The sequence below is a fragment of the Sphingomonas beigongshangi genome (genome assembly GCF_016820445.1).
Lineage (GTDB): Bacteria > Pseudomonadota > Alphaproteobacteria > Sphingomonadales > Sphingomonadaceae > Sphingomonas > Sphingomonas beigongshangi.
Map to the genome: position 1 here is coordinate 275,698 of NZ_JADHDT010000005.1, position 13,196 is coordinate 288,893.

General features: G+C 68.5%; 14 protein-coding genes. 6 read left to right on the plus strand and 8 right to left on the minus strand.

Translation table 11 applies throughout. The features are described from left to right. Nucleotides 1-120: 120 nt before the first annotated feature. The gene (gene miaB, locus IQ292_RS11030) at nucleotides 121-1,491 is read right to left on the minus strand and encodes a tRNA (N6-isopentenyl adenosine(37)-C2)-methylthiotransferase MiaB (RefSeq protein ID WP_203310355.1); all 1,371 of its coding nucleotides are present in this window, start codon (nucleotides 1,489-1,491) and stop codon (nucleotides 121-123) included. Between the two features lie 63 nt (nucleotides 1,492-1,554). Between miaB and IQ292_RS11035 the strand changes: the two genes are divergently transcribed. After that, nucleotides 1,555-2,370: a MipA/OmpV family protein gene (locus tag IQ292_RS11035; protein WP_203310356.1), complete on the plus strand. Its 816-nt coding sequence runs from the start codon at nucleotides 1,555-1,557 to the stop codon at nucleotides 2,368-2,370. A gap of 12 nt (nucleotides 2,371-2,382) precedes the next feature. Here IQ292_RS11035 and IQ292_RS11040 read toward each other — a convergent pair whose 3' ends face one another. From IQ292_RS11040 to IQ292_RS11055, 4 genes are all read right to left on the minus strand, one after another. After that, nucleotides 2,383-2,766 carry a hypothetical protein gene (locus IQ292_RS11040; RefSeq protein ID WP_203310357.1) on the minus strand — a complete coding sequence of 128 codons (384 nt, stop codon included), beginning with the start codon at nucleotides 2,764-2,766 and terminating at the stop codon, nucleotides 2,383-2,385. An 86-nt stretch (nucleotides 2,767-2,852) separates the two neighbouring features. Continuing rightward, nucleotides 2,853-3,572, minus strand: coding sequence for a lysophospholipid acyltransferase family protein (locus IQ292_RS11045; RefSeq protein ID WP_203310358.1), 720 nt, complete (start codon nucleotides 3,570-3,572; stop codon nucleotides 2,853-2,855). Nucleotides 3,573-3,581: 9 nt separating this feature from the next. Next, nucleotides 3,582-4,004: a Fur family transcriptional regulator gene (locus IQ292_RS11050; protein ID WP_203310359.1), complete on the minus strand. Its 423-nt coding sequence runs from the start codon at nucleotides 4,002-4,004 to the stop codon at nucleotides 3,582-3,584. A 127-nt stretch (nucleotides 4,005-4,131) separates the two neighbouring features. Next, the gene (locus IQ292_RS11055) at nucleotides 4,132-7,020 is read right to left on the minus strand and encodes a M16 family metallopeptidase (protein ID WP_203310360.1); all 2,889 of its coding nucleotides are present in this window, start codon (nucleotides 7,018-7,020) and stop codon (nucleotides 4,132-4,134) included. Nucleotides 7,021-7,283: 263 nt separating this feature from the next. Here IQ292_RS11055 and IQ292_RS11060 point away from each other — a divergent pair, with 263 nt between their 5' ends. From IQ292_RS11060 to IQ292_RS11080, 5 genes are all read left to right on the plus strand, one after another. Next, a complete protein-coding gene (locus IQ292_RS11060; protein ID WP_203310361.1) occupies nucleotides 7,284-7,958 on the plus strand; it encodes an aspartyl/asparaginyl beta-hydroxylase domain-containing protein in 675 nt (224 codons plus the stop codon). A 204-nt stretch (nucleotides 7,959-8,162) separates the two neighbouring features. After that, a complete protein-coding gene (locus IQ292_RS11065) occupies nucleotides 8,163-8,735 on the plus strand; it encodes a NifU family protein (protein ID WP_203310447.1) in 573 nt (190 codons plus the stop codon). Further along, nucleotides 8,735-9,328, plus strand: a complete 594-nt coding sequence (locus IQ292_RS11070; RefSeq protein ID WP_203310362.1) for a malonic semialdehyde reductase — start codon at nucleotides 8,735-8,737, stop codon at nucleotides 9,326-9,328. Before IQ292_RS11065 ends, IQ292_RS11070 begins: the two co-directional genes overlap by 1 nt. A gap of 62 nt (nucleotides 9,329-9,390) precedes the next feature. Further along, nucleotides 9,391-10,038 (plus strand): tRNA (adenosine(37)-N6)-threonylcarbamoyltransferase complex dimerization subunit type 1 TsaB, encoded by a 648-nt coding sequence (gene tsaB, locus IQ292_RS11075; RefSeq protein ID WP_203310363.1) that lies wholly within the window; start codon nucleotides 9,391-9,393, stop codon nucleotides 10,036-10,038. Then, nucleotides 10,038-10,505 carry a GNAT family N-acetyltransferase gene (locus IQ292_RS11080; protein WP_203310364.1) on the plus strand — a complete coding sequence of 156 codons (468 nt, stop codon included), beginning with the start codon at nucleotides 10,038-10,040 and terminating at the stop codon, nucleotides 10,503-10,505. The genes tsaB and IQ292_RS11080 overlap by 1 nt, the downstream gene beginning before the upstream one ends. A 15-nt stretch (nucleotides 10,506-10,520) precedes the next feature. Here IQ292_RS11080 and IQ292_RS11085 read toward each other — a convergent pair whose 3' ends face one another. The 3 genes from IQ292_RS11085 to IQ292_RS11095 are packed head-to-tail and all read right to left on the minus strand — an operon-like array spanning nucleotide 10,521 to nucleotide 12,999. Next, nucleotides 10,521-11,843, minus strand: a complete 1,323-nt coding sequence (locus tag IQ292_RS11085; RefSeq protein ID WP_203310365.1) for a TadE/TadG family type IV pilus assembly protein — start codon at nucleotides 11,841-11,843, stop codon at nucleotides 10,521-10,523. Nucleotides 11,844-11,848: 5 nt separating this feature from the next. Continuing rightward, a complete protein-coding gene (locus IQ292_RS11090) occupies nucleotides 11,849-12,400 on the minus strand; it encodes a TadE/TadG family type IV pilus assembly protein (RefSeq protein WP_203310366.1) in 552 nt (183 codons plus the stop codon). Next, entirely contained in the window at nucleotides 12,400-12,999 is a 600-nt protein-coding gene (locus IQ292_RS11095; RefSeq protein WP_203310367.1) for a TadE/TadG family type IV pilus assembly protein, read from the minus strand. Before IQ292_RS11095 ends, IQ292_RS11090 begins: the two co-directional genes overlap by 1 nt. Between the last annotated feature and the right edge of the window lie 197 nt (nucleotides 13,000-13,196).

Genomic DNA, 13,196 nt, shown 5'->3' on the forward strand with positions numbered 1-13,196 from the left:
TCGGCGGTCGTGATCCCTGCCGTTCATAATGGCGGACGGCCAGGGGTGTTGCGGCGATGTGGGAACCATGGCCCCCGCATTCCAGTCTGACAGCAGGCGAGGCCTTGGGACAGCCCCGTTTTACGCGGCCTGCCGCAGTCTGACCGATCCCGACAGCGAATTCGGACCGGCCGCGACCAGTTCCACGTCGACCAGGTCGCCGATCGCCGCGTCGGCCATCAGGTGCACGGACTGCAACCACGGGGATTTGCCCAGCATCTGCCCCGGCAGCTTGCCGCGACGTTCGACCAGGACCTGGCACACACGCCCGACGCTGGCGGCGTTGAAGCCATGCTGGTCGCGGTTGATCCGTGCCTGCAAGCGCTGCAGCCGCTCGTCCATCACCTCGGCGGCGATGTCGTCGCCCATGGTCGCCGCGGGCGTGCCGGGGCGGGGGCTGTACTTGAACGAGAAGGCCTGAGCGTAGCCGACGGCATCGATCAGGCTGAGCGTATCCTCGAACTCCGACTCGGACTCTCCGGGGAAGCCGACGATGAAGTCGCCCGACAGCGCGATGTCGGGCCGGGCGGCGCGGATACGGTCGATCAGGCGAAGATAGGAGTCGCGATCGTGGCTGCGGTTCATCGCCTTCAGCACACGGTCGTTGCCCGCCTGAACCGGCAGGTGGAGGAACGGCATCAGGCTTTCGACATCGCGATGCGCGTCGATCAGGCCCTGCGTCATGTCGTTGGGATGGCTGGTCGTGTAGCGGATGCGAGCGAGGTTGGGGATGCGATCCAGCGTACGGATCAGGCCGCCGAGATCCTGGCCGTCCTGGGCCCATGCGTTGACGTTCTGGCCGAGCAGCGTGATCTCCCGCGCGCCGGCGTCGACCAGAGCCTTCGCCTCGTCGACGATCGCCGCGAACGGCCGGCTGATCTCCGCACCCCGCGTATAGGGCACGACGCAATAGGTGCAGAACTTGTCGCAACCCTCCTGTACCGTCAGGAAGGCGGTAGGGCCGACCCGACGGCGCGCCGGCAAGGCCCCGAACTTCGACAGGGCGGGCATGTCGGTGTCGAGCGCCGCAGCACCGTCCGCCGCCGCCTTCGCGACCAGCGCGGGGAGGTTGTGATAGGCCTGCGGGCCGACGACGACATCGACCTTTGCCCGGCGGACGATCTCCTCGCCCTCCGCCTGGGCGACGCAGCCAGCGACGGCGATCATCGGCACGCGGCCCTGCTCCCCCGCGACCTTGCGCAGGCGGCCGATATCGGAATACACCTTTTCCGTCGCCTTCTCGCGGATGTGGCAGGTGTTGAGCACGACGAGGTCGGCGGCGTGCGCATCGTCCGTGGGAGCGAGTCCATCCGCGGCCATCAGTTCGGCCATGCGTTCGCCGTCATAGACGTTCATCTGGCAGCCGAACGACTTGACGTGAAAGGTTCGGGGCGCGCCTGCACCGGTCGTGTCGGCAGGGGTAGGAACGGGAGTTTCACCGGGGAATTGCATGGCCGCCGCATAGCGGGTTTGCGGTCCCATCGCCAGCATCGCGCAAGCAGGGAGAAGGCGCCAATGCACGATCGTCTCGACGCTATTCGCTGGCGGGCCTGGCGTCCGGTCGCGGTGATGATGGCGGTGGGCGCGCTATCCGCGATGCCGGCGGCGGCGCAGACCGCCGAGGGAGGGCCGCGGCGGACGCGCGTCACGCTCGGTCCGGAACTCGTCCCCGCCTTTCCCGGCGCCGATCGGGTGCGCCTGTCCCCGCTGGTCGACGTGTCGCGGGCGCGGGGCGACGATCCGATCGCGTTCGAGGCGCCGGACGAAAGCGCGGGTTTCGCGCTGTGGCAGCGTGGCGGCTTCGCGATCGGGCCGGCGCTGAACCTCGTCGGGCGGCGGCTGGCGCGTGACACCGACGGTCTGCTGCCCACGGTCGGGCGCACGGTCGAACTTGGCGGGTCGCTCCAATATGCCGTGTCGCCGTCCTGGCGGCTGCGGACGGAGGTGCGGCAGGGAATCGGTGGTCACAGAGGGTTCGTCGCGAGTCTCAGCGCCGATTACGTGATGCGGGACGCCGATCGCTGGCTTTTTTCGGTCGGTCCGCGCGTGACGCTATCCAATGCACGGTTCGACCGCGCCTATTTCGGCGTGTCGGCGGGGGATGCGGCGCGTTCGGGGCTGGGGGTCTACAGGCCCGGTGGCGGCGTGCAGGCCGTGGGCGTCACCGCGGGCTTCCTCCGCGCGATCGGTGGTCCATGGGGCCTCTACACCTACGCGCGCTACGACCGGCTGGTCGGCGATGACGCGGATTCACCCGTGACGCGCCGCTTCGGATCGCGGAGCCAGCCGGCGGGTGGCATCGGCCTCAGCTATACGTTCGGCGGACGCTGAGCCGGATCCGTTTCAGGCGGCGGCGGCGTCCGCATCCTGGAACAGCCAGGCTTCGGCCTGTGCGATATCGAAGAACAGTCGGCCGCGACTTCCGGCTGCACGGATCACCTGTGACCGGGCAAGCGAACGCCCAACGACAAAAGCGATGCGGCGCGAAAGCGATTGCGGGTTGCGCAACACCTCGGCGAACATCGCGACCGCCTCTTGCGATTGAATGTTCATGCCGCGGATATCGACCAGCGTAAGATGCTGATTGGGCGCGCAGGCCAGGCCGGTCATGGCCTCGTTCCGCTCGCGCATGAACCGTGCGATATCGGCTGCTTCGAAGAAACCGACCATGGTGATGCGGATCAGATCCCGGTCCGGCGCTAGTTGGAAAGAAAAAGAAGCCTGCATGTGGAGTGTTTTACGGGCGGAACGTTATCAATCGGTAAAATTGGGCCACAATGGATCAATTTGACCTTATCTTGAATGTTTTCCTGTCATTCGGAGGCCGCGATGGCGGCTTGGGCCGCGGCAGCGATTGCCTTGCGTCCGCCGCACGTTGTTGGATCGAACACCGCCAGGCAGTGCAGCGTCGCGTCGAAGCCGCCGCGTCGACGCAGTACCCGTAGCGCGTGCGATTGGCCGGGCTCGTCACCAACCCACGCTAGTTCGTCCGTCGCGGTGCCATAGTCGATTCTGATCGGCTGGACCCGCGTGCCTGCGGGCGGCGGATCGAGCGCGGCGAGCAGCGAAGCTTTGAACGGCAGCAGGGTCCGCCCGTCGCCCGTCGTCCCCTCGGGAAAGATCGTCACCGCCCAGCCCCGGCGGAGGGCGAGGCGGAGCCGCTCGATCTGACCGGCGATGCCGAGCCTGTCCTCCCGCGCGACGAAGATAGTGCGATTGAGCGTGCATAGCCAGCCGATCAACGGGACACGGGCAAGCTCACCCTTGGCGACGAAGGTGGTGCCGGTTGCGGCGGCTAGTAGGAGTATGTCTATCCAGCTGAGGTGGTTGGACAGGAATACGACGTTCCTGCGCAGGGGCGTGCCGATGACGTGCAGCCGCGCGCCGACGATGCGCGCGCTGGCGCCGAGGAACAGCCGGGGCCAGGGCGAGGGCAGGCGGAGGAGGCGCCAGAGGCCGTGCAGGAGGAGCGCCCCGGCGAGGGCGGCGACGAGGGCGAGGAGCCGGGCGGCGAGGCGCAGGTTGCCGCCCATCACCGCGGCTCAGTTCTTGCGGTCGAGGCTGACGCCGTACAGTTCCATGCGATGGTCGACGAGCCGGAAGCCGAGGCGCTCCGCGATCGCCTTTTGCAGCTGTTCGACCTCGGGGTCGACGAACTCGATCACCCGGCCGGTTTCGACGTCGATCAGATGATCGTGATGCGCCTCGGGCGCGGGCTCGTAGCGGGCGCGGCCGTCGCCGAAGTCATGGCGGTCGAGGATCCCCGCCTCTTCGAACAGACGCACGGTGCGATAGACGGTGGCGATCGAGATGCCGGGATCGATCGCGGAGGCCCGCTCGTAGACCTTTTCCACGTCCGGATGATCCTCCGCCTCCGACAGCACGCGCGCGATGACGCGGCGCTGCTCGGTGATGCGCAGGCCCTTTTGCGCGCACAGGGCTTCGAGATCGATTTTGCGAGGCATGCGCACACCCTATCGCGAAGCGCTAATTGCGAAAAGCGAAACCGACTCGCAATAACGCCTCGATCGCATGGTCCCGCGGCGGGGGAGGGCCGACACCGCCCCCGCCATGGCCTGGCTGGATCGGACGCTATTTGCCCGTCGCTGCGGCCCCGCCCGCCTTGCGCGGCAGCACCGCGAGCGTCCAGTCCTTCGACGGGACCAGATATTTCGCGGCGGTCTGCTGCAGCGACGCGGGGGTCACCGCGCCGAAGTCGCGCCCGATCCGCTGCGTCGCGTCCAGCCGCGTCGTGTCGTAGGCGCTGCCCGACAGCTCGCGCATCCAGAACAGGCTGCTCGTCGCGGCGCGCTGGTACAGCTGCTGCAACGGTCCCTTGACGCGCGCGAGCTCGTCGTCGGAGATCGGATGCGCCGCAAGGTCGGCGGCGATGTCGCGGGCCAGGCGGAAGAAGAGCGGCACGTTGGCGGGGGCGACCTGACTCATCGCCATCAACCGGCCGCCACCCGGCAGCCCCTTTGGCCAGCTGCTCGCCACACCGGGGCTGTAGCTCGCGCCCGCCGCCTGACGCATCTTCTCGAACAGGCGGTCGCTGAACACCTGCGCCAGCACCTCGAGCTGCCGCGCGGTGGCGCTGTCGGCCATGCCGGCGCCGGTCGGCCACGCGATCACCGCCGCCGCCTGCGTCTCCGGCCCGTCGTGCAGGCGCAGCACCGGCGTCGCCACGTGCGCCGGGAAGCGGACGGGCGGCGTCGCGGCGGTCGACGGCGTGCGCGGCGGCAGCGCGCCGAAACTCTTCGCGACCGCGGCGATCGCCGCGTCGGGGTCGATCTGGCCGAAGACGTCGACCTCGATCGGGCCGCTGGCGAGCAGGGGGCCCCAGAACGCCTTGAACGCGGCGGGCGTCAGCGCCTCGATCGCCTTGGCATCGGGCGTCCGCCAGCGCGGATCGCCATCGTGCAGCAATCCCTCCAGGTCGCGCGACAGGACGCCGTCGGCACTCGACTGATAGCCCGGGATCGCGGTCAGCGCCGCTTCCTTGGCACGCATCACCGGCGCCGCGTCCCAGCGCGGCGCGGCGAGCTTGGCGGCGATCAGCGTCAGTTCGTCGGCATAATCCTTCGGGCTCGACAGCGCGGCCACCGAGAAGGCGTCCTCGTCGATATCGAAGTCGAGGCCGAGCTGCCGCCCGGCGGTCAACTGGTCGAGATCGTCCTGGCCCAGGTTGCCGATGCCGCTCTCCATCAGCGCAAGATCACCCGACCAGCCGAGCGACTGGCGGTCCGCGGGCAGCGCGTTGTACCCGCGCCCGAAGCGCACGCGCACGAACACCCGGCCGGTATCGTCGGGATTGGCGAAGAGCAGCATGCGCACGCCGTTGGCGAAGGTCACCTTTTCCAGCGGCAGGCCCTGCACCTGCTCGCGCGACGCGACCGTCCCCGGCGTGCCGAGCGCTGGCAGCTTGCTGAAATCCACGGACCCCTGCGTGGCGCGCTTGACGGTCAGCTGCGAGACATCCGCCTTCAGCGCGGCCGCCAGCTTTTCTGCCGTGCCCTTCTCCGCGGTGCGGGTGTTGACGAGGGCGCGCGTCGCCACGCCGGTGAAGATCTTCCTGGTCGAGGCGAGGACCGCGGCGGGATTGAACATGCCGGCCTTCTTCGCGTCGGCGAGGATGTCATACTGGTTCTGAGGCGCGGTCACCGTCTCGCGGATGTCGAGCGCGCCGGCCATGTCGTCGGCCTGCTTGGCGCTCGCCTCGACGCGGGCGGTCTCGACGCCGTTGCGGATCGCGACCTCGTAATCGGCATATTCGCGGTCGATCTCCGCCTGCGTCGGCGGCGCCTTTTCGGCATCGGCGATCTCCGCGCGGACGTCCTTGAGCGCCTGTTCCCATTTGTCACCGACGGGCAGGATCAGCACCGTCGTCATGTTCGCCGAGCGGGAGCGATCGTCCAGGTCGACGCTCGCCTGGACGAAGCTGGCGCCGGCACGCGCACGGCGTTCCAGGCGGCGGCTGATCACCTTGGCGGCGATCGTGTCGACCATCCTCTTCTGATTGAAGATCTTGGTGTCGTTGTTGAAGTGCCAGGGACGCACGACGCCCATCATCACCAGCGGCGGCAGGCCCGGCTCGACCAGCGTGGCGCTGGTCGGCTGTTTCGGATCGGGCTGGCCGAAGTCCGGATCGGCGGGGGCGGGGCCGTTGCCCTTCCAATCCGCGAAATGCTTGACGACGAGCTGGCCGAGCGTCGCGGCGTCGACGTCGCCGGAGATGATGACGACGGCGCGTTCGGGGCGGTACCATTTGTCGTGGAACGCCTTGATGCTGTCGCCGGTCGCCGCCTCGAGCGTCTTCAGCGTGCCGATGGGCGAACGGTCGGCCAGCGGCTGGCCGGCGAAGAACAAGGCGTTCATCGCATCGGAGAGGCGGACCTGCGGCCCCGGCTGCTCGCGACGTTCGGCGAGCACGATCGGCCGCTCGGCGGCCACCGCCGCGTCGGTCAGCGTCGGCTTTTCCATCATGCCCGACAGGATCTTGAGGCTTTCGTCGAGCGTCTGCGGCGTCGCCGAGGGCAGGTCGAGCTTGTAGAGCGTCTGCGTCGGCGTGGTCGATGCGTTGGAATCGGAACCGAAGGTGGCGCCGAACCGCTGCCACACCCGTTTCGCCTCGCCGTCGGGGACATATTCCGAGCCGCGGAACGACAGATGCTCGATGAAATGGGCATAGCCGCGCTGCGTGTCGGTCTCGTTGAGCGAGCCGGCGTCGATGCGCACGCGGATCGACACCTGTCCCGGCGGCACGCCGTTCTTGCGCACCGCATAGCGCAGGCCGTTCGGCAGCGTGCCGAAGCTCCACGCCGGATCGGGCGGCAGGTCGCTGCCCTTGTAGAGCCAGGCGGAGGTGTCGACCTTGACCGAGGGGGCCGTGGCAGGCGCGGTCTGGCCTACAAGTGGATTGGCGAGACCGAGGATGGGGCCGAGAAGCAGTACGGGCGCGAATGCGCGGGAGAAGAACGCCATGCCGGCCTTTTAGCGTGTGGCACGTGCAAGGGCTAGCTGGGCGCCTTGCACCCCCCAAGCGACGGCGCAGCGGTGGTGCCGGCGGAGGTTCCGCGACCCAGAAGACACCGCGCCATCGCCATGTTTTCGCCCCCGTGCGCCGATAGTCGCCACTGTCGACAGGAGCGGCGCGCATCGGCGCGCCACGCCGCCCCACAGCGGAAAACCGCACGGGTGGACGACGGGACGGTGCAAGGATGACGGCCGGCGGAAGCAATATCGGCATGCCTCGACACGATCGGGCAATGCGGCAGAATTTCGGCAGCGAGGCGTCGCGGCGGGCGCATGGTCGCGCCGCGGGCCCGCCGGAGGGCGGATGGTGGCGTGCCGCGCTCGACCGGGTGATCGCGGCGTCGTCGCTCGTCTCGAACGCACCCGTGCTCGACGTGCGTGACTTCGGATGGACGGCGGTGTTGCGCGACCGGTGGCAGGCAATCCGGGACGAGGCGATTCGCGTCGCCATGTCCCCGAAGGGCGGCGCGGACTCGGTCGCGCTCTGGCGGCATGGCGAGCCCGTCGGGGAGACGCTGGCGCAATGCCCGGTCACCGCCGCCGCCGTCGCCTGCATTCCGGGGGCCGAACGCGCGTGCTTCGCAACCCTCGCCCCGGGCGCACACATTGCCGCGCATCGCGGCGCGACCAAGGGGCTGGTCACCTGTCATCTCGGCCTGATCGTGCCGCGCGACGGCGACGTCCGCATGCGGATCGGCGATCGCTACCTGCGCTGGGCGGAGGGCGAGACGGTCGTGTTCGACGACACGTACGATCATGAGGTGTGGAACGATGCCGCGGCGACGCGCATGGTGCTGCTGGTCCGCTTCAGGCGGCCGCTGCGCCAACCGGGACGATGGATCGCGGACATGGTCCTGCGGACGAAGGGCCGGCCCGACCGGCGCTAGCGTGCGATCCGGCAAGGCTGGATCGGCTCGGTACCGCTTCCCCGTACGTGGATCAAAACGCTGGCGCGATCGCGCCCGTTGCCGGCCACGCGCGCGCGGCGCAGGTCTATGGGCGCGGCCGATGCGGTATCCTTTGAAGACACGAAACAAAGCCTTTCCCGCTGGCCGCTTGATCCACCGGCCGCGCCGCGCCACATGGCGCGCATGCTGATCGAGACCGAAGCCACGCCGAACCCGGCGACGCTCAAGTTCCTGCCCGGCCGGACCGTGATGGACACCGGCACGCGCGACTTCGCCACCCCCGAGGAAGCGGAGGCAAGCCCCCTGGCGGAGGCGCTGTTCGCGCTCGGCGACGTCACCGGCGTGTTCCTGGGGCGCGACTTCGTGTCGGTCACCGCGGCGCCGGGCGTCGACTGGACCGGTCTGAAGCCCGACGTGCTCGCCATCCTGCTGGACCATTTCTCCGCCAACATGCCGCTGTTCCGCGAGGCCCGCGCGGGCTTCAGCGTGCCGGCGGCGGAAGAGGAGATCGCCGACGATCCCGCCGATGCCGACATCGTCGCGCAGATCCGTGAGTTGATCGACACGCGCGTGCGCCCGGCGGTGGCGAACGACGGCGGGGACATCGTCTATCGCGGGTTCGACAAGGGCAAGGTTTTCCTGCGCATGCACGGTGCGTGTGCCGGCTGCCCGTCGTCGACCGCGACGCTGAAGAACGGCATCGAGCAGTTGCTCAAATATTATGTCCCCGAAGTCACCGAAGTGAGGGCCGTCTGATGTCCGAGATCCTGTCCGATACCGCGCTCGACACGATCTTCCGGACGGCGCGCAGCTACAACGGCTATCTGGACAAGCCGGTCAGCGAGGCGCAGCTGCACGCGATCTGGGACCTGATGAAATGGGGCCCGACCTCCGCGAACCAGTTGCCCGCGCGCCTGGTCTGGTGCGTCAGCGACGAGGCCAAGGCAAAGCTCGCGGCCTGTGCGTCCGAGGGCAACCGCTCCAAAATCCTGCAGGCGCCGGTCACCGCGATCGTGGCGATGGATGTCGAATTCCACGAGCATCTGCCGGAGCTGTTTCCGCACGTCGACGCCAAATCCTGGTTCGACGGCAACACCGAGTTGCGCGAGGCGTCGGCCTTCCGCAACTCGTCGCTGCAGGGTGCCTATCTGATCATCGCCGCGCGCGCGCTGGGACTCGATACCGGGCCGATGTCGGGCTTCGATCAGGGCGCGGTCGACAAGGTGTTCTTCGCCGACCAGCCCGGGGTGCGCACGAACTTCATCGCGACGCTCGGCTATGGGGACCCCGCGTCCGTCCATCCGCGCTCGCCGCGCCCCGAATTTGCGAAGTTCAACCGCATCGCGTGACGTCGACGCCGAACGTCGCGGGGACTTGTCGTGATCGAATGCCTGCGACAAAGCGGGACGCGATGGACGCCACCTTCCGCACGCTCGTGATCGATACCGCGACCGCCGCCTGTTCGGTCGCACTGATCGCCGACGGGCAGGTGATCGCGGCGGAGCATGCCGAAGTCGGTCGTGGTCATGCCGAAAGGCTGGTGCCGATGATTGCGGACCTGCCCGATGGCGGCCGCGCGGCACGGATCGCCGTCGACGTCGGACCGGGCAGCTTCACCGGCGTGCGCGTCGGTATCGCCGCCGCCCGTGGGCTGGCACTCGGCTGGGGCGCGGCGGTCGTGGGATATTCCAGCCTCGCGCTCATCGCCCAGCGCGCCTTTGCCGATGGCGAAGAGGATCAGGTGGCGGTCGTGCTCGAGGGGGGGCATGGCGAAGTCTTCATGCAGCCGTTCGCGCGCGGCGAGGGGGCGCTCGACGCACTGGCTTCGCTGTCGCCGCAGGCCGCGATCGATCGGATCGGCAACCGGGCGATCGTCGGCAACGGCCTGGCGTGGCTGCAGCGGGTCGATCCGTCGGTGACCGGACGGCCCGCGCTGCCGCGTGCCGCGGACGCGATCCTGTTGCCGCCGGACCTTGTCGCGCTGCCGGCCAAGCCCCTCTACGGCCGCGCGCCCGATGCCAAACTGCCCGGCGGGATCACGCCGCCGGTCGCCGCGTGATGGCGACGCGAACGGTGACGTTGCGCACGGGCGACACGCGCGACGTCGCGACGGTCGACGCGCTGATGACGGCGGCGTTCGATCCGCGGTTCGGAGAGGCGTGGACGCGCAGTCAGTGCCTCGGCGTGATGGCGATGCCCGGCGTGCGGCTGACCATCGCACAGATCGACGACGTGCCCGCCGGATTCGCGCTGGTCCGTACCGTGGCGGACGAGGCCGAACTGCTGCTGCTGGCGGTTGCGCCGCCCTATCGCCGCCGCGGCGTGGCGGGGGCGTTGCTGCGCGCGGTCATCGCCGAGGCGGGCGGGGCGGGAATTGCGGACCTGCATCTCGAGGTGCGCGCCGGCAACGAAGCCGTGCGGCTGTACGAGCAGAACGGCTTCGCCAAGGTGGGCGAACGCCGCGGCTATTATCGCGGGCGCAACGGCGAGACGTTCGACGCGCACACCTATCGCCGCGCGCTCTAGCGTCCGGCCCGGCGATCAGCCCGAGATACGGGCCGTCGCCACCGCATTCTGGAACAGCGCGTCGAGCGCCGTGTAGATGTCCTGGTTGGTCGTCACCTTGGTATAGAGGCCGGGCGATGCGCACGCCTTGAGCGCGGGTTCGACCTGGTAGAGATAGGGGGCGACGTTCGCCTGCGACCAGGGATTGTTGGCGAGCGATTCCGGCAGATATTCGGTGTAGAGGACCGCGATGCGGATGCCGCGCGCCTTGATCATGTCGCACTTGGTCGTGTCGAAGGCGATTTCGGGACGGCCGCCGGGACGTTGCTCGTCGCGCATGCCGTCGGTGATGACGAACATCGTCGCCTGCGCCGGCGCGCCGTTCAGGCCGCTGCCCGGCGTCGGGATCACCGTGTTGATGTTGTTGAACGCGTCGCTGCTCCCGGTGTCCTGGTCGTTCCATCCCACGTCGGTCTTCGCGCATGCCTGGGTCGGGCAGCCGTTGGACCAGTAGAGCGACGGCGTCAGGTTTGTGGTGACAGTCGAGGCGCCCTGCAGGCCGCGCGAATCGGCGATATCGTACAGCTTCTGGAAACCGCCGTCGCCGCGGAAGCTCGCGATTCCCATGCGATAGGTCGCGCCGTTCTTGCTGGACGTGCTGACCGCGTCCGAGACCAGCTTTGAAACCGCCGCGCCCTCGTCGTCGATGCGCAGCGTCAGGCCATAGGATTTGGCGACGCCGTAGAGGTCGGTCTGGTTGCCGTTGGCATCCGTGCCCTTGATGTCGTTCACCGAATGACAGGCGAACTGGCATTGGCTCGAATTGCTCGCCGCGATCTGCGCCAGCCCGGCCGTCGTCGTCGGCAGCGCCATCGAGCCGGAGACGTCGAGGAGCATGTAGAAATCGATGTTCGGCGCGGTGGCGTTCGTCGTCTGCGAGGTGCCGCCGATCCGCAGCACGCCCATGCCGAGCAGCCGCGAGAAGAGGTTGTGCGACGTCGCGGTATAGGTCACCGTCGCGGTCCGCCGGCCGTTGGCATCGGTCGGCGCGGACGCGCTCAGCGAGGTGATCTGGATCTGGCTCGCGGTCAGCAGGGGCGCGGCCTGGGTGTTGAACATCGTCGTGGCGACATAGGCGGCGGTCGCGTCGTTCAGCGGCATCACGGGCTTGCTGACCGCCGACAGCGCCGCGGCATCGGCGATCGCATTGAGCTTCGTCTGCGCCTTCATCGCGCGCGCATAGTCGATGCCCATGCCGACCGCGAAGGACAGCGGGACCAGCGCGAAGGCGAAGATCATGAACGCCGCGCCCCGGCGGTCGGCGCGCAGGCGTGCGAAAAGCGGGCGCAGGAAGGTCATGCGGGTCAGCATCCCGTACAGTCGATCTTGTTGGAATTGCGCGGCAGCATGTAGAGCGAATCGCCCAGCTTCAGCGGGCCGACGAAGCCGAAGTTCATCGGCGGCCGGTAGGCGTAGGTGACCTCGGCGAAGAGGAAATAGGCGCCGGGCACGCGCATCGCGGCCGGGATGGTGACGACCTGTCCCGGCACCGCGGCCGCGACATTGTAGCCGCGGCTCCACTGCACCGTCGTGCGATAGTTGTTGTCGGTCGAGACCTCGGTGATGCGGATGCCCGCCGCGCCGGCCGCATAGGGCGCCAGCACCTGCGTCGAGGCGGCCAGGTTGCTGTCGAGGTCGCTGGCCGCGACCGTCCCGCTGACGTTCTGCGCGACGAGGTCGGCGATCGCGCGCGTCGCAATCGTCACCTTTCGGTTGCAGGCGATCGCGTCCTCCACCTGCAGGCTGCCCAGCCACAGGACCAGAACGACCGGCAGGATGACCGCGAATTCGACCAGCACCGTCCCGCGTCGATCGCGACGCAGCCGCGCGGGACGTCGAGAGAACCGCATCGGCATCAGAAGTTTTCCGTCTTCGCGACCGACGTCGCGACGAGCAGCCGCCCCTGCCGCCCCCCGGCGAGGTTGCTGAAATTGAGGCCGAGCGGACCGGTCTGGATCGGCCAAAGGTACATCAGCCGCACCATCACGACCGATCCCTGGCTGCCGAGATCGTAGCGGAAGACGTTGGAGACGTTGCCGCTCGAATCGAACGTCAGGGTCGGCACGTCGGTCGACATGCCGCTCCAGTTCGACGCGCTCGTCACCTCGACATACAGGTTCGGGCATTTGAGGAAGCGCGGAATGCGCGCGCAGGCCGCCTGGCGGAAGCGCTCGGCGAGCTGTTGCTGCGTCATGCCGGTCGCCTGTGCGTCGCTCGCCTGCGCCTTGCCGGTCACGACCGTGCGCGCGGCGGCCTCGACCGCCGTCTCGAGCCCCTGCTGCGCGAAGTAGATGAGGCTGGTCTGCAGGCTCGCGAGGATCAGCGCGATCAGCGGACCGGCGATCATCGCGAATTCGATCACCGACACGCCGCGCCGATCACCACCCAGCGCGCGCACCGTCACGCGCAGACGGCGAAACGTCGAAACAGGGCCAAGGGAGGAAGCACGCGCCATGGTCGTGCTCTGGCCGCAGCGGGACTAAGGTCTGCTTAAATTATGGGTCTATTTTTGCCCGATATGATTTTATTTTTCCATGCAGCGCAGGGGCTTGCAGCCTTGTCCTCATGAAACCCGTCGCTGCATTGGCCGCCGGTTCGGTGCCAATGCCGGTCGGCCGCCGTGCCGACCCGGCATTCACCCGGACATTGTCG

Excerpts from the sequence above, each read along its gene's own strand:
- IQ292_RS11060 (WP_203310361.1), top strand. The coding sequence starts at position 7,284 with ATGCCTCGACACGATCGGGCAATGCGGCAGAATTTCGGCAGCGAGGCG.
- IQ292_RS11055 (WP_203310360.1), bottom strand. The coding sequence starts at position 7,020 with ATGGCGTTCTTCTCCCGCGCATTCGCGCCCGTACTGCTTCTCGGCCCC.
- IQ292_RS11095 (WP_203310367.1), bottom strand. The coding sequence starts at position 12,999 with ATGGCGCGTGCTTCCTCCCTTGGCCCTGTTTCGACGTTTCGCCGTCTG.
- IQ292_RS11050 (WP_203310359.1), bottom strand. The coding sequence starts at position 4,004 with ATGCCTCGCAAAATCGATCTCGAAGCCCTGTGCGCGCAAAAGGGCCTG.
- IQ292_RS11090 (WP_203310366.1), bottom strand. The coding sequence starts at position 12,400 with ATGCCGATGCGGTTCTCTCGACGTCCCGCGCGGCTGCGTCGCGATCGA.
- IQ292_RS11070 (WP_203310362.1), top strand. The coding sequence starts at position 8,735 with ATGTCCGAGATCCTGTCCGATACCGCGCTCGACACGATCTTCCGGACG.
- IQ292_RS11065 (WP_203310447.1), top strand. The coding sequence starts at position 8,163 with ATGCTGATCGAGACCGAAGCCACGCCGAACCCGGCGACGCTCAAGTTC.
- IQ292_RS11035 (WP_203310356.1), top strand. The coding sequence starts at position 1,555 with ATGCACGATCGTCTCGACGCTATTCGCTGGCGGGCCTGGCGTCCGGTC.
- IQ292_RS11045 (WP_203310358.1), bottom strand. The coding sequence starts at position 3,572 with ATGGGCGGCAACCTGCGCCTCGCCGCCCGGCTCCTCGCCCTCGTCGCC.
- IQ292_RS11085 (WP_203310365.1), bottom strand. The coding sequence starts at position 11,843 with ATGACCTTCCTGCGCCCGCTTTTCGCACGCCTGCGCGCCGACCGCCGG.
- miaB (WP_203310355.1), bottom strand. The coding sequence starts at position 1,491 with ATGCAATTCCCCGGTGAAACTCCCGTTCCTACCCCTGCCGACACGACC.
- IQ292_RS11080 (WP_203310364.1), top strand. The coding sequence starts at position 10,038 with ATGGCGACGCGAACGGTGACGTTGCGCACGGGCGACACGCGCGACGTC.
- tsaB (WP_203310363.1), top strand. The coding sequence starts at position 9,391 with ATGGACGCCACCTTCCGCACGCTCGTGATCGATACCGCGACCGCCGCC.
- IQ292_RS11040 (WP_203310357.1), bottom strand. The coding sequence starts at position 2,766 with ATGCAGGCTTCTTTTTCTTTCCAACTAGCGCCGGACCGGGATCTGATC.